This window comes from Vreelandella sp. 2A-K22 (genome assembly GCF_054065485.1).
The window spans coordinates 64,950-86,046 of the sequence record NZ_JBSUGC010000011.1; the positions used below are offsets into that span (position 1 = coordinate 64,950).

Sequence of the window (21,097 nt, forward strand, 5' to 3'; positions counted from 1 at the left end):
TCTCACTTACCTGATTTAGCAATAAAAGTTTATTAATAAAACTGCCAGCAATAAAAAGCCGAGTAAGCGCTCACTGGCGCTCGCCCGGCTTAGAGAGATAACGCGATTTACGTTCGCCTAAGCTTCACTCAGGTTTCAAACAGCGCCTCTAAAGAAAGGCCCTGTTTTTCCAATGCACGGCGTAGTTTCTTGAGTGCTTCGACCTGAATCTGGCGAACTCGCTCGCGGGTTAAACCGATTTCGGCGCCCACCTCTTCCAAGGTGGCCGATTCGTGACCGCGCAAACCAAAACGGCGCACCACGACTTCGCGCTGTTTTTCGCTCAGCTCATCCAACCAAAGATCCACATGCTCTTTAACGTCGCCATCCACTAGCCGCGCCTCAGGCCCCTGCACTTCATCGTCAGCCAATGTATCGATCAGCGGTTTATCACTTTCACCACCCATGGGGTAATCGACAGATGATACGCGCTCATTAAGACCGAGCATCTTTTTGACCACATCGACCGGTTTATCAAGGTGATCAGCGATCTCTTCGGCGGTGGCTTCATGGTCAAACTTTTGAGTCAATTCACGCGCCGCACGCAGGTAAATATTGAGCTCTTTGACCACGTGAATGGGCAAGCGGATCGTCCGCGTCTGGTTCATCAGCGCCCGCTCAATGGTTTGACGAATCCACCAAGTGGCGTAGGTCGAGAAACGAAAGCCCCGTTCGGGGTCAAACTTCTCTACCGCGCGAATCAAACCTAAATTGCCCTCTTCGATCAAATCCAGCAACGTCAAGCCGCGGTTTAGGTAGCGGCGGGCAATTTTCACTACCAGCCGCAGGTTGGATTCAATCATTCGTGAGCGACCCAAGGGGTCGCCTTTACGCGCTAAGCGGCCGTAGTAAACTTCCTCTTCTGGCGTTAACAGTGGCGAAAAGCCGATTTCGTTGAGGTAGATTTGCGTCGCATCCAAGCTTTGGGTCGATTGACGATCCTCACGCCCTAGCGCTTTCTCAAAGGCATCTTCTTCTATCGTGACATCGTCATCGGTATCATCAAGTGCCTCCTCAGCAGCGTCCAGGTCAACCTCCTGTAGATCTTTCTCCAACATACTCATGGCCTTACCCCTCGTTTGTCGCCTACCCGCCATTTAGAAAGTCAAAGGGTGCGTTCTAAGACGCACACCATATTGTTATGTGACGATTGTTATATGACGCTCGAATGCTGCGATTCGGGCAACGTCCAAGTTATGCGCTGACTGCTCACTATCCCGGTGAGTGCATTAGCGAGAAGGCAGGAAGTCCATGGGATCTTGCGGCTGCCCATCACGGCGAACTTCAAAGTGTAATCTGACGTTTTCAGCATCGCTATCCCCCATTGTGGCAATCACCTCACCAGCCTCTACTACGTCATTTTCACTGACCCGTAAGCTGTCGTTATGAGCATACGCACTCAGGAACTGATCGTTGTGCTTGAGAAGGATGAGGTTGCCGTACCCCCTGACGCCACTGCCCGCATAAACCACAATGCCGGGGCCTGCTGCTTTAACAGGTTGCCCCTTTTCACCAGCGATATCAATCCCGGCGGTGATGCTATCACCCTGACCAAATGCCCCGACCACATTACCATCGGCAGGCCACTGCCAGTCGATGTTTTCGGCGGGCGTATAGGTACGCGATGAACGGTCTACGCTGGCACTTTGTGTGGCAGACGCTGCTTCAGGCTGTGGTTCGGGCTCAGATTCGGCCTCAGATTCGGGCTGCGGTGCCGGCGCTTGCTGTGGCTCAGCTTGTTCGGGTCCTGATGATGGCTGTGGTTCAGGTTGCTCGGCGGGCTCAGGCTCAGCCGCCGCGACGACTTCAGGCTGAGGTGTTGAGGACGATTCATCAGCCTCTTGCTCTGCTGCATTGCGTTCAGCGGTAAGGCGCTGGTTGCGTTGAATCGCGGATTCATCGGGCAGTAGCCAATCCAACTCCTGGTCGTCGCTGGCCACTGAGGCCGTCTGTGGGCTCAGCCCGGTCGCCACTGCGCCACTTGAGGTATTCGTCGTGGGCTGGTTACTGGCCGTTGATGCCGACCCAGCGCCTTCACGCAGGGCAATCGTTTGCCCTGGCCGAATTTGGTAGGGCGGATCAATGTTATTGATTGCCGCGAGCTGGCGATAATCCAAATTGTGCTGCCAAGCAATGCCATACAAAGTATCACCCGCTTTCACCGTGTACTGGGGCGAGTTTTCCACCGCCTGGCGTGCTTGGCTTAAATCGCGCACCTGGGGGCTTCCGCCTTGCTGGCTGGCACAGCCAGCAATGGCTAATGCCAGCGCCGACATCATGAGTACTTTAGGTATATGACCTTTACGCATTCAAACCTACTCCTTTTCAGCGCCAAGCTGGGTATCGATTGGCCGACGATCTGCATGTCGGTTGAGTAACACGACAATGAGGGCACCCACGGCCATTAGCGCAACAACACCGGCCACTTGTGCCGAAGCGCCGGTCAATACGGCATAGTCAGCGGGCAATAAATAGCGGTACTCCAGAGGAATCATTTGCCCTTCTGGCCCGATTTGGTAGCGTAACAGCTCGCGCCATGGCCAGAGAACCGGCAGCGAACCGGCAATAAACCCCAATAGCAGTTGCATCGTTGGGGTATGGTGACGCCGTAACAGCCAGGACAGAAGTCGTGAAAACAGCGCTAAGCCGACTATGCAGCCCATGCCAAACAGCACGATAATGCCCAGATCCAAACTGCGAATTGCACCCATAATGGTGCCGTAGAGGCCCATAGTCAGCAATAGAAAGCTACCTGACACGCCCGGTAACAGCATGGCGCTAATCGCGATGCAGCCTGCCACCATGACTACCAGCGCTTCATTACCAATTAATAACACCAGCGGCATCATGCCCGGTAACGCCTGGGCGAGCACTAGCCCCACCAGTAGCGGCAATAGATACCAAAGCTTCCAGCCGCTACTCGCCTGTCCGACCACCAGAGCAGAGGCTGCCACCAGGCCAAAAAAGAAGCCATCCAGCAGCAGCGGGTGCGCTTCCATCAACCAGAGCGCTAAATGCGCTACGCTAAACAGGCTAACCGCGACCCCCGCCAATAGCGGCACCAGAAAGGCGAGATTCAAATGGTTGCTAAGAGCCCGCCAGCCACCGCGGTGCCAAGCGCCGATGGCACCGGGGCCAAACTGTTTGATCGTATTGATCAGCTCTTCATAGATACCGCTAATAAATGCAATCGTTCCTCCCGACACGCCAGGCACTGCGTCGGCGGCGCCCATCCCTGCGCCTCGTAAAAATATTCCCAAGGGTTGCCGCTTCAATCCACTACTCCTTGCAGTAAGGGTACAAAACGCACGGGCTCAAGCCGACGTTTTTCAAAGGCACTGCCAATGCGCTTTACTTGAGTAAGCCACTGGTTGCCATCGGGCTCTTCCAACGGAGCAATCAGCACCCCGTCGTGGCTCAATTGCTCTAGTAGCGGTGTGGGTAGCGTCTGGGCGCAGGCGGTTAGCAAAATAACGTCAAACGGCGCAACGTCTGGCCAACCATAGCCGCCGTCCGCCACCGCCAGTCTGGCAGGTGCTGCTAGCCGTCTTAACCTCTCCGCCGCACGCTCGTGTAGCGCACTGATGCGCTCAATGGAGTAGAGCTCTTCGACCAAGCGCGACAGTATTAACGTCTGATAGCCAGACCCTGTCCCCAGTTCCAATACCCTGCGCGGCTCGGCGCGCAACACAAGCTCCGTCATGCGCGCCACGATGAACGGCTGCGACAGCGTTTGGCTAAAGCCAATCGGTAGCGCGGTATCTTCGTAAGCGCGATGGGCCAGCGCTTCATCAACAAATAGATGACGCGGCTCTCTGGCCATGACTTCCAGCACCCGGGCATCGCTGATGCCCTGCTGCATGAGGCGCTCGACCATGCGGTCACGAGTACGCTGGGAGGTCATGCCGCGACCGCGCAGCTCTCCTGGAGAGATATCAGGCAAAAACATCCAACCATTCCTGCACATCGTTAAGCGCGGGGTGCCGCGTTAGGTCTGTTTGTAAGGGAGTAATCGACACATAGCCCGCCTCGACGGCAGCAAAATCGGTATCATCACCGTCATCGGCATTGGCCGCTACCGGCGCAATCCAGTAGCGCGTACGCCCCCGCGGGTCTTTTACCGCTAACGGTTTCTCGGCTGGCCCACGATAGCCTAAGCGAGTCACTTTTACGCCTTTAACCTCCTCCCAGGGCACATCGGGCACATTGACATTCAGCAGCGTTCTCGGCGGCAGAGAGAGCTGATCAGCAGCACCAATCAAGGTGGCAGCGACCCTGGCAGCGGTGGCGAAATGACGCTCGCCACACAGCGACATGGCAATCGCCGTCATACCTAAATTACGCCCCTCCATCGCCGCCGCGACAGTGCCTGAATAGAGCACGTCATCGCCCAGATTACTGCCGTGATTGATGCCGGAGATGACTAAATCGGGTTTTTCATCCCATACGCCGTGAACGCCCAAATAAACGCAGTCCGCGGGAGTACCATCGACGCTATAAAAGCCGTTATCCAGAGGCGTCAACGAGAGAGGCCGTGACAGAGTAAGCGAGTTGCTAGCACCACTGCGGTCTCGATCAGGCGCCACTACGCGAATATTGGCATGGGCCAACAGCGCATCGTGCAGCGCACGCAGTCCGGGCGCGTACACACCATCATCATTGGAAAGCAGCAGTCGCCGCATAGTGGGTCTCCCTGTTCTTAACCACAAAAGTTATAAGCACAAGAGTCGTAAGCCAAGAGTGATAGCCACAAGAGACGTGAGCGCAAAAGCATATGCACGAAACGCGGCCGCTCATATCCCTCTCTTTTACTAACTTTTCTGTATGCTAATCTCAAATCTAATAGCTAAATCAGTTCGCTAACATCAGCTCACCCAGCACAGCGGTGGCAAAGCTGCCCCGCGGCAGCGAAAACGAAAGCCGGACAGCACCTGACTCCCAAGCATACTGGGGTTCCAGCAGCCGCATACGAAGTGCACGGCGTGCCTGCTTTACTCCGCTGCGTTGTAAGCCACTGCATAGCCCAGGGTAGTGCTCCAGCAAACGGGCTTCATAGCCAGCGGCGTCGCCCTGGTCAGCTTCACCAACGCCCCAAAGCACCCCAGTGGGATGCACATCCAGTTCAGCGGCGCGGGCCTGAAGCGTATGGTCGGAGGCGTCGATACGAAACACACTTTGGGTGCCGTCCAGCATCAACGTGTCTCCCGCCAGCGGCTGCGACCAGGTGCCATCCGCAATGCGCGCGCTGAGCAGTTCGTTAAACAAAAAACTGCGCGCAGTGGAGAGCATCATACCCTGGCGATCGTCGCGTTTTCGCCAACCTCGGTTAAGTAATGCTTCGGCACGCTGAAGATTACGTCCTTCGGGCCCAAAGCGCTGGGGGCCAAAATAGTTAGGCACGCCATGCTGACAAAGGGCTTCCCAGCGGCTGACAAAATCTTCGCTTTCAATGGCCTCACCGCTAAGGCGCAATACAAAACGGTTAGTGCGGTGAACGCCACGCTTCAGCTTACGTGGGTGGCGCGCCTGCTCAACGACAGTGATCCCCAGCGCATTAAGCGACTGCTCAAGCTCCGTGGGCGCGTCGCGGCCGGGCAGATGCACGCTCAGCCACTGGCGCGTGACGGCAATGCGGTCTTTCATGCCAGAGTAACCGATATCACGGGGCGTTACGCCACAAAGCCGACTTAATGTATTGACGACATCTAACGTGGTTTGATTGCGCTTTTCAACTCGCAGCCACAAATGTTCCCCGTGTGCTTCAGGGGTGAAATCCAGCTGCTCATCGACCCAAAAATCTTCCGGCTGGGCACGGTACTGGCCCGGTTTGGGAGAGCCAAATTGAGCATCGAGACAGCGCTGCCACTCAGGCATATTAATCATTAAGCGCCTCAGCACGGTTAAGCAGCACCACCGCCTCCGCGGCGATACCTTCACCGCGCCCGGTGAAACCTAATCGTTCGGTGGTGGTGGCTTTAACGTTGACTTGACCAAGCGCGACGCCTAGATCGGCAGCAATGACTTCTCGCATTGCCTCGATATGCGGTGCCATTTTAGGTGCTTGAGCCATTAGCGTGGCGTCGATATTGACCACCCCATAGCCTTGACCTTGAGTCAGCGTGACTACATGACGCAGCAGCTCGCGACTATCAGCCCCCGCCCACGCCGGGTCAGTATCGGGGAAGTGGCGGCCAATATCGCCCAGCGCACAGGCGCCCAACAGTGCATCACTAATCGCGTGAAGCAGCACATCGCCGTCGGAGTGGGCCACAAAGCCGTGTTCAAACGGCAGCTTAACGCCGCCGATCATTAAATGATCGCCGGGGCCGAAACGGTGTACATCAAATCCGTGGCCGATACGCATTATAAGCTCCTAGTGATTAAAGCCTGTCAGGCGTGTTAACGGTTTGTGCCGCCATAATCGCGGCTGCCAGCGCCAAGTCATCCGGGTGGGTAATTTTCAGGTTGTCGCGCCGTCCGCTTACCAACTGTGGGCATTCGCCCAAGGCTTCAACCGCCGAGGCTTCATCGGTTACCAAGGTTCGTTGCTGGCGGGCGGTTTCTAAGGCTCGCCGTAGTAGTGCATAGCGAAACCCTTGGGGCGTTAGCGCGTGCCACAAGTCATCCCGCGGTTCGGTTCGCGCGCTTTGGCACTGATCATCGGCACGCTTCATGGTATCCGCCACCGGCATCGCCAAAAGCGCGCCTGCGGGGTGGGTCGCGGCGGCTTGGTACAGCGCCTGGAGATCGCTCACGGTAATACAGGGGCGGGCCACATCATGCACCATCACTACGTCATTATCATCGGCGGCCATCGCGTGTAGGGCATTTAAGACGCTGTCCATTCGCTCATCGCCCCCGGTCACGCGCTGCCAGACAGTAAAAGGCACCCAGTGGGGCGAGAACCAGCGGTCGTCGGCATCTAAACAGAGCACCAAGCGAGCGCTAGGAAAGGCGCTATGAAGGCGTGCCAAAGTATGCGCCAACACCGGCTGCTCATCGGCCAAGGTTAAGTACTGTTTGGGCTTATCGGCCCCCATACGGCGCCCTTGACCCGCCGCGGGCACAATTAACCAGGTTTGGCTCACTGTGGCGGCTCCTGGGGAGCGACCAGACCTGCATTAATACCGATAAGCTCCTTCTCAATCGCTACACCAGGCACCCAGAAGAACTGCTCGTCGGTGCGCACCATGCCCATATCGCTACGTGCCCGCTCCTCAATGGCGTCTAAACCGTTTTTTAAATCCGTCACTTCGGCCGCCAGCCGCGCATTGCGCTCGCGCATGGGCACATTGGCCGCCTCTTGCACCGCGACCCGCTGCTCCACTTGCTGCAAATCGTGCCAGCCACCGTTGCCTAACCACAGCTCGTACTGAAGCAGCGCCAAGACAGCGAGCAATGTCATCACTAACCATTTACGCATCACGGCACTCCTTGGAAATATCGGCTGGATTTTATTCAAAGCCCTGGTTTGATCAAAAGCGGCGTTGATACACTAAAGAGTGCTTATCGGCGCGCATTATGCCATTAAGGGGCAGCACCAGCGAGCCGCACGTCGTTATAATGACAGCTTAAATAACTACTTAAATGGCAGCGCTTGATGGGCCGCATCGCGGTAGGCGCTGACATGCTCACCCTCTTGATGACAAAACTGGGCAACACCGGCAGCCAGCCCAGGGTGGCTAATATAGTGCAGCGAGCGCACACGCTGGGGCGCAAACCCGCGTACCAGCTTGTGCTCGCCCTGGGTGCCCGGATCAAACAGCGTTAAGCCGCGCTGCAAACAGTACTCGATACCTTGGTAGTAACATGCCTCAAAATGCAGGCAATCGGCGACGACTTCACTCCCCCAGTAGCGCCCATAGAGCGTGCTACTGCCACGAAAATAGAGCGCTGCTGCCACCGGGCGCCCTTCAACGTAAGCCTGCACCAGCACCAGCGCCTCTGGCATGGTTTGGCGCAGGCGCTCAAAAAAGTCATAGTTTAAGTAAGGCGGCCTGCCGCGCTCATGGTAGGTAATTGCATAGCAGCGATAGAAATGCACCATGTCCGCTGATGTAATTGCATCACCCTCAAGGTGCGCTACCTGTAGCCCCTGCTCGGCGACCAAGCGACGCTCGCGCTTGATCATCTTGCGCCGTTTCGATGTCATGCTGGCTAGAAAGCCCTCAAAATCGCCGAAGCCGCGATCACGCCACTGAAACTGTACGCCTTCACGCGTAATAAGCTCAGGACACTGTGCCTGCCAGGCGGTGACATCGGCCTCGTCGGCAAATAGCAAGTGCCAGCTAGACAGACCGAGACTTTCACACTGACCGCGCCAGGCGCCGGCCAGCAGCCCACGGACGGCGCGGGCATCGACATGCCTGGCGATTAACGTGCGCGCGCCAGGCACTGGCGTAAACGGTACCGCACTGAGGGCTTTTGGATAGTAGCGACCACCGGCACGCTCTAGCGCTTCCGCCCAACCCCAATCAAACACATACTCACCGTAAGAGTGGTGCTTGCGGTACATCGGCAGCGCCGCTACCAACTGCTCGCCTTGCCATACACTCAGATGGCACGGTTCCCAGCCCGTGGCCTCACTGACCGAGCCGCTTGCCTCCAGGGCGTGTAAAAACGCGTGACGCAAAAAGGGCTGATCATTATCGACCAGTGAATCCCACTGGCTTGCCGTAACGGCCTCAATGGTGGGTAGAATGGTGATCGATAGTGGGGGTAACGGCATAGCACCTTCCCGAACGTGTGGGGGCTAAAAGGTCACTTTACACTAACTGTTTATATAAACCGTTTACACTAACCATCTACACCGATGTCTAAATCAACTGGCTAAATCAACGAGCTATGCCATCGGGCTATGCCAACGAAAGCAGATACGGCTATTGAACTGCAGTATTTAACGTTAACGCCACGCCGGTAACGGCATATGAGGAGAGTCCATGACGCGCGATATGACGGGTGACTTTCAAACGCAGCGCCACGCTGTCGATCAAATGCCCTACCCGACGCTAACGGTGCGTCGTGACCGGCTGGCCCGCCTCGCTCGTATGACCAAGCATCACCAGCTTGAGATTATCCGCGCGATTCAAACGGATTTTGGTCAGCGCAACGAGGTGGAAATACGCATGGCTGAAATCAGCGCGGTGCTCCACGCCATTCGCCATGCCAGACTGCATCTATGGCGCTGGATGCGCCCTTGGTCGGTCAGCATGCCGTGGCGATTGATGCCTGCCCGGGCACGCATCGCGCCGCAGCCGCTGGGCGTTGTCGGCGTGATGTCACCCTGGAATTACCCCTGGAGTTTGGCGCTAATGCCGATAGTGGATGCATTTGCTGCGGGCAATGTGGTGATGCTTAAACCCAGCGAGCACTCCCCCGCTACCAGCGCCCTACTGCAGCGACTGGTGCCGCAATACTTCACCCCTGAAGAACTCAAGGTAGTAGAAGGCGATGTAGAGGTGGCGCGTCGTTTTAGCAGTTTGCCGTTCGATCACCTGGTGTTCACCGGCTCCAGCGCGGTAGGTCGGCAAGTGGCCCAAGCAGCCGCGGCGAATTTGACCCCAACGACGCTTGAACTGGGCGGCAAGTCGCCCGCCATCGTGGCAGGCGATGCGGATTTCGACAAAGCGGCAGCAGATATTATTTTTGGAAAAGGCATGAACGGCGGGCAAACCTGTATCGCCCCCGACTACGTGCTGGTTGAGAGCCGCCATATTAATGCCTTGGTTAAAGCGTTGAGCGAGGCTATTCAACGGCAGCGCCCCGACGATCATGCGGCCACCCACGCGATTAACGCGGCCCACCAGCAGCGGCTAGATGCCATGCTGCAAGAAGCCCAAGACCACGGCTGCAGAGTCATCGATCACGGCACTCATGCCCCAGCGCTGATTATCGACCCCCACCAGGGGCTACAGGTGATGCGCGAAGAGATTTTTGGCCGCTGCCTACCGGTAATTGGCATTAGCGATATGTCGGCCGCAATACGTTATGTGAATGCCCGCCCTCACCCGCTGGCACTGTATGCCTTCACACATGATAAGGGCTTACAGCAGCAGTTGCTGCAAACGACACGCTCTGGCGCACTGGTGTTTAATGCCACGCTTCTTCATCACGCCGTTCCTTCACTGCCCTTTGGCGGCGTCGGCGAGAGTGGCATGGGCGCCTACCATGGCCGTCACGGCTTTGAGCGTTTTAGCCACTTACGCAGCGTTTTTTATCAATCAAAACGCACCTCGAGCCACTTGCTTTATCCACCTTATCGGCGCTGGTTAATGAAATTGTTAGGAGTCGGTTAAAGCTTAAGAACTGATGATCGTTTGCTAATAACAAATTTTCACAATGCCCTTATGATATATTTCACATACGCTCTACGTTGGAATTATCTACAAAGCCCACGTAAGCACAGCAGAAACTGCCCTGAGCATTTGCAACAGCTTACTGAAACTCGTGGGAAAACTTTTGTAAGCATAGGAAATTTGCTGCTTTCCATACACGACACGGAGACCGTTAATGGCTCATGACTTACTTGACCGCTTACGCGAACGTTTAGAAGAACTCAACCGATCGGAGCGTAAAGTCGCCAATGTAATTCTTGAAGACCCAACGGTCGCCACCAGCCTAAGCATTGCCAGCCTGGCCCAGGCAGCTAGCGTCAGCGAACCCACGGTTAACCGGTTTTGCCGTAACTTTGGCGCCAAGGGCTATCCCGATTTTAAAATCAAATTGGCCCAGAGCTTAGCTGGCGGCACACCCTATGTGACCCGTGCAGTGGAGCCTGGCGACTCCGCCACCCAGTACACCCACAAAATCTTTGGCGCCACCATCGCCGCCCTCGATGAAGCCCAGCGCGACATCGATATGGGTGCTGTCGAGCGCATGGTCGACTACCTTACCCAGGCCAAGCAGATCCATATTTTTGGCTTGGGTGCCTCTGGCGCGGTGGCCCAGGATGCCCAGCACAAGTTCTTCCGCTTCAACCTGCCGGTGATGGCCTACATTGATGTGCTGATGCAGCGTATGGTCGCCGCCGCTTGCCATACGGGGGATGTGGTGGTGATTATCTCCTACACCGGGCGCACCCGGGAGCTGGTGGATATCGCCCGTTTGGCGAGGGATGCAGGGGCCGTCGTTCTTGGTATAACCGCGCCAAACTCGCCACTGGCCAACGAATGCACCGCCACCCTGGATGTCGCTACCCCCGAAGACACCGACCACTACATGCCGATGACCTCGCGGGTAATTCAATTAACGCTGATTGATGCGCTGGCCACTGGGGTAACCTTGAGGCGTGGTGAAGACTTCTTACCCCACCTCAAGAAAATCAAAGACAGCCTGCGCGACACCCGCTTTCCGGTAGAAAAGCCCGGTAAGTGAATGATAAATAGCAAGTGAATGGAAAATAGTGAGGGGTGAATGGTGAGTAGCGAATAGAAAGCAGTTAGCTCACTGCGGCAGTCACCGTAATTTCCACTTTAAGCTCATCGGCGGGCATGGGCGCGCAGACGCAGGTGCGCGCCGGTGCGTAGCCTGCGGGCATCCAGGCATCCCATACCCCGTTCATAGCGGCAAAGTCACTGCCCTCTTTCAGGTAGATCGTCGCGCTAAGCAGCTGCTCACGGCTTGAACCAATCTCTTTCAGTAGCGCATCCACCCGCGCCAGCATGCTTTCCGTTTGGGCAGTAATGTCGCCCTCGCGGGCCTCCGGGCCAGCCACTTGGCCGCACAAATAGGCCACGCCCTGGTGAATCACCGCACGGCTCATGCGGGCTTTTGTATCGTGGCGTTGAATGGTCATAGGGAAAACTCCTAGTGGGTTTAAGAAAAGCAGTCTAAACCGCTTGGCTTATCCTTGACTATGCCTTCTTATCAAAGCCGATCCGTAGGTACCGGCCGATGCTCAAAGACCCGCCGCAGCACAAAGCTGGTATGCGCGCCGGTAACACCCTCGATGCGGTTAATCACATGCAACAGCAGGTGTTGGTAGTCATCCATGTCCCGCACCAGGATTTTGAGCTGAAAATCCGCCGCCTGACCGGTAATGATCAGGCACTCGATAACGTTGGGTATCTCACGAATATGGCGCTCAAAATTATCGAAGCGCTCCGGCGTATGCTGATCCATGGAAATATGCAGCAGCGCCATTAACTGATAGCCCAGTTGGCGGGAATCGACCTCCGCACGGTAGCGCAGTATTAGGCCGTGCTCCTCCAGAGCCCGCACCCGGCGCAAGCAGGGCGAAGGCGAAAGCCCGATTCGATCAGCCAACTCCTGATTACTGATGCGCCCCTCCTGCTGCACAATATCCAGAATATGGCGATCAAATCGATCAAGCGACAGCGGCATTACGGCCATAGAAAGCAGCTCCTACCAATAAAAGCGAATTATGCGATATTTAATGTCAATTATTGGCGATAACACTACATTTTCGCAATAACCTTTCGTCGCTCTCCGCATACACTATGTCAAGTACGAGATAGCTAGTAAAAGATAGTCCAGTAAGAGATAGCTCAGTACCACAAGAGTCATTGCCACAAGCAGCCCCTTAAAGTGCCTCACCCTGGCACTGCAGCAATGCGGCATACGCCACAAGCGGCCGCTTTTAACAACTCACCGCCTTTAGGAAACTCACCATGTCTGCTTTTGATCATCGCAAATATCGCCCTGCGCCCCGCGTACCTGCCTTCAATCGCCAATGGCCAGATCGTGACCTGGATCATGCCCCGATCTGGGTGAGCGAAGACCTACGCGACGGCAATCAGGCGCTGCTTGAGCCGATGACCGTTGAGCAAAAGCAACGCTTCTGGCAGCAGATCGTTAAAGTGGGCATTAAAGAAGTCATGGTAGGCTTTCCTTCGGCCAGCCAGCCCGACTACGACTTCGTGCGTTGGCTGATCGAAGAGAATCAAATTCCCGATGACGTCACCATAGCGGTACTAGTGCAGTGCCGTGAACACCTGATTGAGAAGACCTTTGCCTCGCTGGTGGGTGCCAAGCGCGCCATTGTTCACCTATATAATTCCACCTCCACCATTCAGCGCGAGCGGGTGTTTGAGATGGATCGTGCCGGGATTGTCGATATTGCGGTACAAGGGGCCACCTGGGTCAAAACCTACGCCGACCAATACCCCGAGATTGAGTGGTGTTTCGAGTACACCCCGGAAAGTTTCTCCAGCACCGAGATCGATTTTTCGCTGGAAATCTGCGAAGCGGTGATGGATGTGTGGCAGCCGACGCCAGAGAATAAATGCATTCTCAACCTGCCCACCACGGTGGAAGTGGCCGGGCCGCACCATCACGCCGATCAGATTGAGTACTTTTGCCAGCACATTAGCCGCCGCGACAGCGTGATTATCTCGGTGCACACCCACAATGACCGCGGTGGTGCGGTAGCCTCTGCTGAACTCGCCCTGCTGGCCGGCGCCGAGCGGGTAGAAGGCACCCTGCTGGGCAATGGCGAGCGCACGGGCAATATGGATATCGTCACCCTGGCGATGAATCTCTACAGCCAGGGCATCGATCCTGAACTGGATCTATCCAACCCTGATGAAATCATTCAGGTGGTCAACGAGTGCACCGGTATCGCTATACACCCGCGTCACCCCTGGGTGGGCGAGATGGTCTACACCGCTTTCTCGGGCAGCCACCAGGATGCGATTCGTAAATCCCTCAAGCACCAAAAACCCGACGAGCCTTGGCAAGTGGCTTATCTGCCCATCGACCCCCATGATATCGGCCGCGATTATCAGGCGGTAATTCGCGTCAATAGTCAGTCCGGCAAGGGCGGTATGGCTTTCCTGCTTGAGCGGGATTACGGCATTAACCTGCCGCGCTGGATGATGCTGGCTTTGGCCCCCTTTGTTCAGCAAGAGAGCGAGCGGCGCGCCAGCGAACTCTCCAGTGAAATGATTCGCCAGGTGATGTTCGACAATTTCACCCAGGAAGCGCCCCTATCTCTTGTGGATTATCAGCTCTCCAAAGGCCAGCAGGAAGGCATTGAGCTGACGCTGAAACAGGGTGACGAAACGCTGCGCCTTTCTGGCAAGGGCAACGGCGCGATGTCGGCATTTACCGATGCGTGGCAACGCCACTCCGGCAGCAGTGTAGGGATTATCGATTACAGCGAGCATTCGCTGGGTGCCAGCAGTGAAGCCAATGCCATAGCCTTCGTTCAGCTCAATATCGATGGCCAACGGCTTTGCGCAGTGGCCGAAGATAGCGACACCGTGAGTGCATCGCTCAAGGCACTGTTGTCAGGTATTAACGCAACGATTAATCCTGGTCAGACAACTGAGCAGCAGCAAGAAGCTGCCGCCGAAGCGTAAACGGCTTGGCTCTAAGGAGCAGGGTCTAATCAGCACACTCAATACACTTCAGCACTAATGGGTCCCAGGTGAGGCGTTTGGCCCCAATCCATTCGCCGCACTCTATACACTCACCAAAGCTTTCACTCTCAATGCGTTGCAGGGCAGCGGCAATCTGCTTCAACTTTAGCTGACGTCGCTGCTCGCCTGCTTTGGCCATCGCTTGCCCTTGCATTGCATCCATACGCGACAGCCGACCTACCGACGTTTGATCCAGCATCACCGTATCCCGGGACTCTTCACTGCTGGCGCTCTCCTCGCGGAGCGTGGCGTCAAGAGCAAGTAATTTCTCACGGATAACGACTATATCCACCTCAGGGTGATTCATCTGCACCTCCCACTAGCCTACAATCATTTACCAACAATCGTTAACCTACTAATTATTTGATCGCGAAGGGAACGTTACGATGGGCTATCGCACCCTGCTGCGCGATCACCGCAGCGTACTCAGTATCGCTTTTCTAGCGATGTTTAGCTCAAGCCTTGGGCAGAGCTACTTTATTGGTCTTTTTCAAGCGCCCCTTTCAGACCACCTGGGTCTTAGCGTCGGCCAGTTTGGCACCGCCTATGCCGTGGTTACCCTGATAGCGGGTTTCTGCATGCTGCGCTTTGGGCCCTCCATCGACTGGATTAACCCACAGCGCTTTGCGGCAATCGTCTTGTCACTGCTGTTAACCGGCGTTGTACTGCTTACCTTATCGCCCTGGTGGTGGCTGGGGATAGTCGGCCTTGGCATAGTGCGGCTATGCGGCCAAGGCATGTTGACCCATTTGGGTAACACCCTCGCTGCCCGAGAGTTTTCCACCATGCGCGGCCGTGCCATTGGCCTGGCTAACCTAGGGATACCGCTGGGAGAAGCGCTGCTGCCCCCGTTAGTGGCGGCTGCGCTTATCTGGAGCAGTTGGCAAACCTTCTGGTGGCTACTGTGTGGCGTCATCGCCTTGCCTTGGCTGTGGCTACTGTTAAAAGCACCTTGGCCCGACGCACCGGGCGTTAAACCAACCAGGCAGACGCCCCATGGCCCTCGTCCCTTTCGCGAAAAACGCTTTTGGCTGCTAATGCCACTATTAATGGCCCTCCCCATCACCATGACGGGGCTGTTTATCTATCAAGCGCAATTAACGGAGTCTCTGGAGAGCTCCCTGGCGGTTTACGCCCTGGCGCTGACCGGCATGGGAATCGCCAAACTGCCGGGGGCCTTATTAGGAGGCCGCTGGGTGGATAAACTGGGCCCCGTAAAGCTAGCCCGCCTTTACCTACTCCCCTACGCCTTTGCCATGGTGATGGCACTCACCATTGGCGGGCATATCAGCATTTGGGCATTGATGGTAGGGGGCGGCTTGGCCATGGGCGCGCAAGAGCTGATTGCCTCAGGCCTGCTAATTAAGCTGTGGGGAGCTGAACATCTAGGCCGGGTACGCTCTGCGCTTAGCGCTGCCATGGTGTTCTCCACCGGCGTCGCGCCTGCGGTGCTGGGGTTAGCCCTTGGGGCAGGCGCTCCGTTCCATGCGCTTCTGTTGGGCATGCTGGTGTTTATCATCGCCGGTTGGCTACTGGCTCAGCGTGTACTGCGGGAAACCTCCACTATCCCGGCTGAGCCATAAAAGTGCAGAAATCAGCGCAAAATCAGCACCGGCAACTGGGCATTACGCAACATTGTGGTGGTAGTACTGCCGACCAGCAGGTGACGGATCCGCGAGTGGCCGTAGGCGCCCATCACCAGCATGTCGATATCATGCTCTTGCTTATAGGTACGCAGCGTCTCTTCCACCTCGCCCGCGCGTATCGCCCCTTCGGCGGTGTGCCTGGCCTCGCGTAAGGTTTCCAGCGCCCAGCTCAGCTGCGAGCGGTTTTCAGCGGTTTCCGCGCCCACAATCACCACGTGGCAGGTAGCGCCCTCAAACAGCGGGCTTTTGGCCAGCATTTCCACGCCTTTACGAGCCGTTTTACTGCCGTCAAACGCCATCATCACATTGTGCGGTTGAGTAAACTCTTTCGGCACCATGAGAATCGGGCGATGCATTTCCCGCACCACGCGCTCTAGGTTGGAACCTAAATGACCACTGGCTTGGTGCGCCGTCTCGCCCCGCTTGCCTACCACTAACAGCCTTACATCTTTTTCATTCTCGACCAGGGTTTCCACCAGAGTGCCGTTGCGCTGCAAACACTGCGGGTCGGCAATACCGGCGTTGGCCGCGCGCTCCTTGGCGGCGTCGAGTAGCAGACGGCCCCGCTCGCGGGAGACTTTGGCATGCTGCTCTTCAATAGCTGACAGCTTTTCCAGCAGGTGCTCTCTAGTACCTAGTCCCAGGTTACCGGTTAAATCCGGCTCAGCTACTTGGGCATGGTTATCCACGGTATGAATAAAACTGAGCGGAGCATCCAGGGCTTGGGCGGCCCAAGCCGCATAATCACACACGCCTTCTGAAAACTGAGAACTATCAATAGCTGCCAACACGCGATCTGACATGAGGTACTTCTCCTTGAGCATCAACATTATTTTTATATTCTCACCCTTTTCTACACGAACTCATTACCCCACGACACCCTAAAACGTTCTTGCGTGCTTCGGACGCTATAAAACGCACATGCTAAACTTAGCGGCCTATTGAAGTTGGCGACTCGGAGGAAAGCATGGGGCATGGCTTAACAAGCGTACTGTTAGTCGCACTAGGCGGCGCGCTGGGCGGGATGGGACGATTTGCGGTTTCAAATCTACTCGCCCGCTATCTCGGCAAGGCCTTCCCCTGGGGAACCCTGGCGGTTAACGCCAGCGGAGCCTTTCTAGCGGGCTGGCTGCTCGGCAGCCTAGGTATCGCTAGCGCCCCCTCTTCTGTATGGCTGTTCACCGTCGGAGGTGTGTTAGGTGGCTACACCACTGTCTCCTCTTTTAGCTTGCAGACCATTGAGCTATGGCAGGGCGGCCAGCAACTCCGCGCAGGCATTAATGTGGGCACCACGCTGCTGCTTGGTTTAGTCATGGTCACCCTGGGCTGGTTGTTATCAGGGGCTTCTCTGTCAGGAGCGACCTTATGAGCGCCTGGAAGGCTTACCTTGCGGTAGGTGTCGGTAGCGGCGTGGGCAGCGCGCTGCGCTACGGCGTTTCGCTATTATCCCAGGCAGCACTAGGGGGCTATTTCCCCTGGGGAACACTCATTGTTAACGTACTGGGTTCGTGCTTAATCGGTTGGTTGGCCGCCACCCTCTCGCGCTCCCCCCACAGCCAGCTAGCGCGTTTTCAGCCATTATTGGTGGCCGGTTTTTGCGGCGGTTTTACCACCTTTTCGCTATTTAGCTTAGAGACGCTACATCTGGTGCAGTTAGACCGCCCGGGGATTGCGCTGGTTTACATTGTGGTTAGCCTTCCCCTTTGGCTGGGCGCTGCCGTGGTGGGTGAGCGCATGGCGCTTTTTCGTTAGCAAAACAGCCCCGATTGCAAAACCGTTAGCGACAGGATGTGCCAGCATGCGCGATCAGATGGAAAAGCATCAGTCTTGGCTCTACCTGATTTTCATTGGCTTAGGCCTAACGTTAGGCATCAGAGCACCGCAATTCGCTGAGCCGCTAGCGCATTTTTTATGGCCGCTGTTAGCGGTGCTGCTTTACGCCACCTTTACGCAAATTCCTTTGCTGCATATTGCCCGAAGCTTCGCTGACACACGCTTTATGGCCGCGTTGATGGTCGGTAATTTTATTGCCATTCCAGCCTTTTTAGCCCTTACCGTTATTTGGCTACCACTCTCCCCCGCCGTGCTGGCAGGCGTTTTACTGGTACTGCTGGTGCCCTGCACCGATTGGTTTATCACCTTCACGCATTTAGGCAAGGGCGATAGCGCTCGGGCCGTTGCCGCCGCCCCACTACTGCTGCTGGTGCAGTTAGTCGCGTTACCCGTTTATTTGTGGCTGTTCCTGGGCAGTGAGTGGTTTCAGCTAACGCTCTCTAAAGAACTATTGAGCGCTTTTGCAGGGCTTATTCTCACGCCTTTAGCACTCGCCTGGTTAACCGAGTACATAGCCCAGCGTCACAAGGCAGTTAAACGCACCGTGTATTACCTGGGAATACTGCCAGTGCCCTTACTGGCCTTAGTGGTGTTTATGATCGCCGCTTCCCAGGTCAACACTGTGTTCGGCCTTAGCCAAGTGTTGGTTCAGGTGGTGTTTATTTTTATTGGTTTTTTACTCTTTGCAGCTCTATTGGGTAAGGGGCTTGGCAAGTTGTTTAAGCTACCCACCGCCAGCGCTAGAACGCTAGCGTTTAGCTTTGGTACACGTAACTCTTTTATGATGTTGCCCATCGCCCTGACGCTACCCAGCGCTTGGCAGGCGGCGGTTGTGGTGGTGGTGTTTCAATCACTGGTAGAGCTATTTGGTATGGTGACACTCTTACGCTGGGTGCCCAATAAGCTACTGCCAGATCCCTAGCTTGTGTTAGATAGCGATTAGCTAACGCGGGAATAACCGCCCAGTACCCCCTGCTTACTCATCACCAGTTGCCAAAGATGAATTTCTCTGGCTCGGAAAGCACCGGCGCAACTCAGCAGGTAGTAGCGCCACATGCGATAGAAACGCTCGCCATACTGGCTTTCGAATGTGGGCCAGTGCCTCTCGAAATTATTGTGCCATGCCATCAGAGTACGGTCGTAATCAGCCCCAAAGTTATGCACATCCTCCACCACAAACAGTGCTTCGGCGGCATCAGCTATTTGCCCCAAGGTGGGCAGTTCGCCATTGGGGAAAATATATTTATCAATCCAGGGGTCAGTCACCGTGTTGCTTAAGTTTTTGCCGATGGTATGTAGCAAAAACAGGCCGTCATCCTTTAAGCAGCGGTTAACCACGTTCATATACTCGCGATAATTTTTATGCCCCACATGCTCAAACATGCCGATGCTGACAATACGGTCAAACTGCTCGCTTTCATTGCGGTAATCCTGCAGTCGAAACTCTACCGGCAAGCCCTTTTTGATCAATCGTTGCCCAAACTCCGCTTGCTCTTTGGAGATAGTCAGGCCCACGCACTCAACACCATAGTGCTCAGCCGCGTAGGCCATGAAGCTTCCCCAGCCGCAGCCAATATCCAGCACGCGCATGCCTGGCTTTAATTGCAATTTACGGCAGACGAGATCGAGCTTGGCTTCCTGGGCCTCGTCCAGGGTTTTGGCATCTTTCCAGTAGCCGCAGGTGTAGGTCATGCGCTGATCGAGCATGGCCGCGTAGAAGTCATTACCCAGATCGTAATGCTTTTCGCCCACTTCCCAGGCACGCTTCACCGTTTGCCGATTCAGCAGGCGCGAACGCAGAGAGTGATAAATCAATTGAGTGGGCTTGATACGCTGCCCGAGCTGGGCACGCATTAAGCGGTAAAACAGCTCATCAAGCCGATCGGCGTTCCAGTCCCCCTTCATGTAGCTTTCGCCAAACCCAAGATTGCCTCGCGAAAGAGCGCTATCAATAACGCCGGGGGCATTCAATTGGATATCCCAGGGGCGGTGCCCGTCGAAATGAATATCGGCTTGGGCCAGTAGCTCAGCAACAAAACGGTGGGAAGTAGAGGCTTCGTCGAAGCCAACAGGCTTTTTTTCCAACATAGGCATGTTCACAGCAGGCTCCTTACGCTATTCCAGTGGGTGAATAGGTTACAACCTGACTACTAGCATAGAAGCGCATGGCAACATTAGCATCATTTGATGGAGATCATTTATGCACTGCAGAGACTAAAAAGCCGGCTCACTCAAGAAAGAGGGCCGGCTGCGAAGGTAATACGCACAGCGAGCTAAACGGTTATGCGCTGCTGCTTTTTTTGAGTTTTAGCTTATTGAGCCCTAGCGCAAAATCAGCACCGGTATGCGGCTACCACGTAGCATAGCCGTTGTGGTGCTACCTACCAGCAAGTGGCGAATACGCGAGTGCCCATAAGCGCCCATCACCAGCAGGTCAATACCATGCTCTTTTTCGTAAGCTTGCAGGGCTTCATCTACCTCGCCTGCACGAATGGCGCCTTCGGCTTGGTGGCCCGCATCGCGCAATATGCCTAACGCCCACTCAAGCTCGGAACGGCGTTCAGCCGTTTCCGCACCCACGATCAGCACATGGCACTCAGTGCCAGCAAAAAGCAGCGAACGAGCCAGCATCTCGACGCCTTTACGGGCGGTTTTGCTGCCGTCAAAGGCCATCAATATCTTTTCAGGTCGCTTGAAGGTTTTCGGCACCATCAGGATCGGACGGTGCAATTCACGCGCCACCCGTTCAAGGTTAGAGCCAAGGTGGCCACTGGCCTGGTGGGCGGTTTCACCGCGCTTACCCACCACCAGCAACCGTATGTCTTCCTCAAGCTCTAACAAGCTTTCCACCAGGGTGCCATTGCGTTGGCGCGTGGTGGGGTTGCTGACTCCATCATCGATAGCGCGCTCTTTAGCTGCTTCCAGCATCAGCTTGCCATGCTCGCGATTCACTTTAGCGCGCTGCTCATCAAGCTCGGAAAGCTCTTTCATCAGCCTTTCGCGGGCACCGAAACGCAGGTTGCCGGAAAGGTTCTGCTCTTCGGGTACTGCTGAGTGGTTGTCGACCACATGCACAAAGGTTAACGGTGCATCCATAGCCAAGCTTGCCCAGGCAGCATAATCGCAGACGCCTTCAGAAAACTGGGAGCCGTCAATAGCGGCTAATACTTGATCTGTCATGTCGCTCTCCTTGCGTTG

Annotated in this window: 23 protein-coding genes; 7 read left to right on the top strand and 16 right to left on the bottom strand. The window is 55.7% G+C overall.

The window, feature by feature from the left end:
* Positions 1 to 128: 128 nt before the first annotated feature.
* The 10 genes from rpoS to ACW17M_RS15630 form a co-directional block, all read right to left on the bottom strand.
* A complete protein-coding gene (gene rpoS, locus ACW17M_RS15585; RefSeq protein WP_022522360.1) occupies positions 129 to 1,103 on the bottom strand; it encodes an RNA polymerase sigma factor RpoS in 975 nt (324 codons plus the stop codon).
* A 165-nt stretch (positions 1,104 to 1,268) separates the two neighbouring features.
* Positions 1,269 to 2,348, bottom strand: coding sequence for a peptidoglycan DD-metalloendopeptidase family protein (locus ACW17M_RS15590; protein WP_457547744.1), 1,080 nt, complete (start codon positions 2,346 to 2,348; stop codon positions 1,269 to 1,271).
* 6 nt (positions 2,349 to 2,354) lie between these two features.
* A complete protein-coding gene (locus tag ACW17M_RS15595) occupies positions 2,355 to 3,314 on the bottom strand; it encodes a DUF368 domain-containing protein (protein ID WP_009287330.1) in 960 nt (319 codons plus the stop codon).
* Positions 3,311 to 3,988, bottom strand: a complete 678-nt coding sequence (locus ACW17M_RS15600; protein ID WP_022522357.1) for a protein-L-isoaspartate(D-aspartate) O-methyltransferase — start codon at positions 3,986 to 3,988, stop codon at positions 3,311 to 3,313. Before ACW17M_RS15600 ends, ACW17M_RS15595 begins: the two co-directional genes overlap by 4 nt.
* Positions 3,975 to 4,721 carry a 5'/3'-nucleotidase SurE gene (surE, locus tag ACW17M_RS15605; RefSeq protein ID WP_022522356.1) on the bottom strand — a complete coding sequence of 249 codons (747 nt, stop codon included), beginning with the start codon at positions 4,719 to 4,721 and terminating at the stop codon, positions 3,975 to 3,977. Before surE ends, ACW17M_RS15600 begins: the two co-directional genes overlap by 14 nt.
* 169 nt (positions 4,722 to 4,890) lie before the next feature.
* The gene (truD, locus tag ACW17M_RS15610; protein WP_027958032.1) at positions 4,891 to 5,922 is read right to left on the bottom strand and encodes a tRNA pseudouridine(13) synthase TruD; all 1,032 of its coding nucleotides are present in this window, start codon (positions 5,920 to 5,922) and stop codon (positions 4,891 to 4,893) included.
* Complete coding sequence (gene ispF / locus ACW17M_RS15615) at positions 5,915 to 6,403, bottom strand: 2-C-methyl-D-erythritol 2,4-cyclodiphosphate synthase (RefSeq protein ID WP_022522354.1); 489 nt, start codon at positions 6,401 to 6,403, stop codon at positions 5,915 to 5,917. The genes truD and ispF overlap by 8 nt, the downstream gene beginning before the upstream one ends.
* A 16-nt stretch (positions 6,404 to 6,419) precedes the next feature.
* Complete coding sequence (ispD, locus tag ACW17M_RS15620) at positions 6,420 to 7,127, bottom strand: 2-C-methyl-D-erythritol 4-phosphate cytidylyltransferase (RefSeq protein ID WP_457547745.1); 708 nt, start codon at positions 7,125 to 7,127, stop codon at positions 6,420 to 6,422.
* Positions 7,124 to 7,462, bottom strand: coding sequence for a cell division protein FtsB (gene ftsB, locus ACW17M_RS15625; RefSeq protein WP_022522352.1), 339 nt, complete (start codon positions 7,460 to 7,462; stop codon positions 7,124 to 7,126). Before ftsB ends, ispD begins: the two co-directional genes overlap by 4 nt.
* A gap of 156 nt (positions 7,463 to 7,618) precedes the next feature.
* Positions 7,619 to 8,767 carry a GNAT family N-acetyltransferase gene (locus ACW17M_RS15630; RefSeq protein ID WP_457547746.1) on the bottom strand — a complete coding sequence of 383 codons (1,149 nt, stop codon included), beginning with the start codon at positions 8,765 to 8,767 and terminating at the stop codon, positions 7,619 to 7,621.
* A 211-nt stretch (positions 8,768 to 8,978) separates the two neighbouring features.
* Between ACW17M_RS15630 and ACW17M_RS15635 the strand changes: the two genes are divergently transcribed.
* A complete protein-coding gene (locus ACW17M_RS15635; RefSeq protein WP_009287336.1) occupies positions 8,979 to 10,334 on the top strand; it encodes an aldehyde dehydrogenase family protein in 1,356 nt (451 codons plus the stop codon).
* A 214-nt stretch (positions 10,335 to 10,548) separates the two neighbouring features.
* A complete protein-coding gene (locus ACW17M_RS15640; protein WP_009287337.1) occupies positions 10,549 to 11,412 on the top strand; it encodes a MurR/RpiR family transcriptional regulator in 864 nt (287 codons plus the stop codon).
* 64 nt (positions 11,413 to 11,476) lie between these two features.
* On the opposite strand, the gene ACW17M_RS15645 is transcribed toward ACW17M_RS15640, so the two are convergent.
* Both ACW17M_RS15645 and ACW17M_RS15650 read right to left on the bottom strand, forming a co-directional pair.
* Complete coding sequence (locus ACW17M_RS15645) at positions 11,477 to 11,833, bottom strand: RidA family protein (protein WP_022522349.1); 357 nt, start codon at positions 11,831 to 11,833, stop codon at positions 11,477 to 11,479.
* Between the two features lie 71 nt (positions 11,834 to 11,904).
* Positions 11,905 to 12,390 carry an Lrp/AsnC family transcriptional regulator gene (locus tag ACW17M_RS15650; RefSeq protein WP_022522347.1) on the bottom strand — a complete coding sequence of 162 codons (486 nt, stop codon included), beginning with the start codon at positions 12,388 to 12,390 and terminating at the stop codon, positions 11,905 to 11,907.
* A 278-nt stretch (positions 12,391 to 12,668) separates the two neighbouring features.
* Here ACW17M_RS15650 and ACW17M_RS15655 point away from each other — a divergent pair, with 278 nt between their 5' ends.
* Positions 12,669 to 14,360: a 2-isopropylmalate synthase gene (locus ACW17M_RS15655; RefSeq protein ID WP_009287338.1), complete on the top strand. Its 1,692-nt coding sequence runs from the start codon at positions 12,669 to 12,671 to the stop codon at positions 14,358 to 14,360.
* Between the two features lie 25 nt (positions 14,361 to 14,385).
* Here ACW17M_RS15655 and ACW17M_RS15660 read toward each other — a convergent pair whose 3' ends face one another.
* Positions 14,386 to 14,727: a TraR/DksA family transcriptional regulator gene (locus tag ACW17M_RS15660; RefSeq protein WP_027958037.1), complete on the bottom strand. Its 342-nt coding sequence runs from the start codon at positions 14,725 to 14,727 to the stop codon at positions 14,386 to 14,388.
* Positions 14,728 to 14,806: 79 nt separating this feature from the next.
* On the opposite strand from ACW17M_RS15660, the gene ACW17M_RS15665 reads away from it, so the two are divergent.
* Positions 14,807 to 16,003, top strand: a complete 1,197-nt coding sequence (locus ACW17M_RS15665; RefSeq protein ID WP_342584374.1) for an MFS transporter — start codon at positions 14,807 to 14,809, stop codon at positions 16,001 to 16,003.
* 11 nt (positions 16,004 to 16,014) lie between these two features.
* Here ACW17M_RS15665 and ACW17M_RS15670 read toward each other — a convergent pair whose 3' ends face one another.
* Positions 16,015 to 16,869, bottom strand: a complete 855-nt coding sequence (locus ACW17M_RS15670) for a universal stress protein (protein ID WP_039859369.1) — start codon at positions 16,867 to 16,869, stop codon at positions 16,015 to 16,017.
* 164 nt (positions 16,870 to 17,033) lie between these two features.
* On the opposite strand from ACW17M_RS15670, the gene ACW17M_RS15675 reads away from it, so the two are divergent.
* The 3 genes from ACW17M_RS15675 to ACW17M_RS15685 are packed head-to-tail and all read left to right on the top strand — an operon-like array spanning position 17,034 to position 18,821.
* Positions 17,034 to 17,435 (top strand): fluoride efflux transporter FluC, encoded by a 402-nt coding sequence (locus ACW17M_RS15675; protein WP_027958039.1) that lies wholly within the window; start codon positions 17,034 to 17,036, stop codon positions 17,433 to 17,435.
* The gene (gene crcB, locus ACW17M_RS15680; protein WP_022522341.1) at positions 17,432 to 17,818 is read left to right on the top strand and encodes a fluoride efflux transporter CrcB; all 387 of its coding nucleotides are present in this window, start codon (positions 17,432 to 17,434) and stop codon (positions 17,816 to 17,818) included. Before ACW17M_RS15675 ends, crcB begins: the two co-directional genes overlap by 4 nt.
* Positions 17,819 to 17,864: 46 nt before the next feature.
* A complete protein-coding gene (locus ACW17M_RS15685) occupies positions 17,865 to 18,821 on the top strand; it encodes an arsenic resistance protein (RefSeq protein ID WP_009287340.1) in 957 nt (318 codons plus the stop codon).
* Between the two features lie 17 nt (positions 18,822 to 18,838).
* Here ACW17M_RS15685 and cfa read toward each other — a convergent pair whose 3' ends face one another.
* On the bottom strand, positions 18,839 to 19,993 hold the full coding sequence (cfa, locus tag ACW17M_RS15690) for a cyclopropane fatty acyl phospholipid synthase (RefSeq protein WP_170834162.1): 1,155 nt from the start codon (positions 19,991 to 19,993) through the stop codon (positions 18,839 to 18,841).
* A 228-nt stretch (positions 19,994 to 20,221) separates the two neighbouring features.
* Positions 20,222 to 21,079: a universal stress protein gene (locus ACW17M_RS15695; RefSeq protein ID WP_039859371.1), complete on the bottom strand. Its 858-nt coding sequence runs from the start codon at positions 21,077 to 21,079 to the stop codon at positions 20,222 to 20,224.
* Between the last annotated feature and the right edge of the window lie 18 nt (positions 21,080 to 21,097).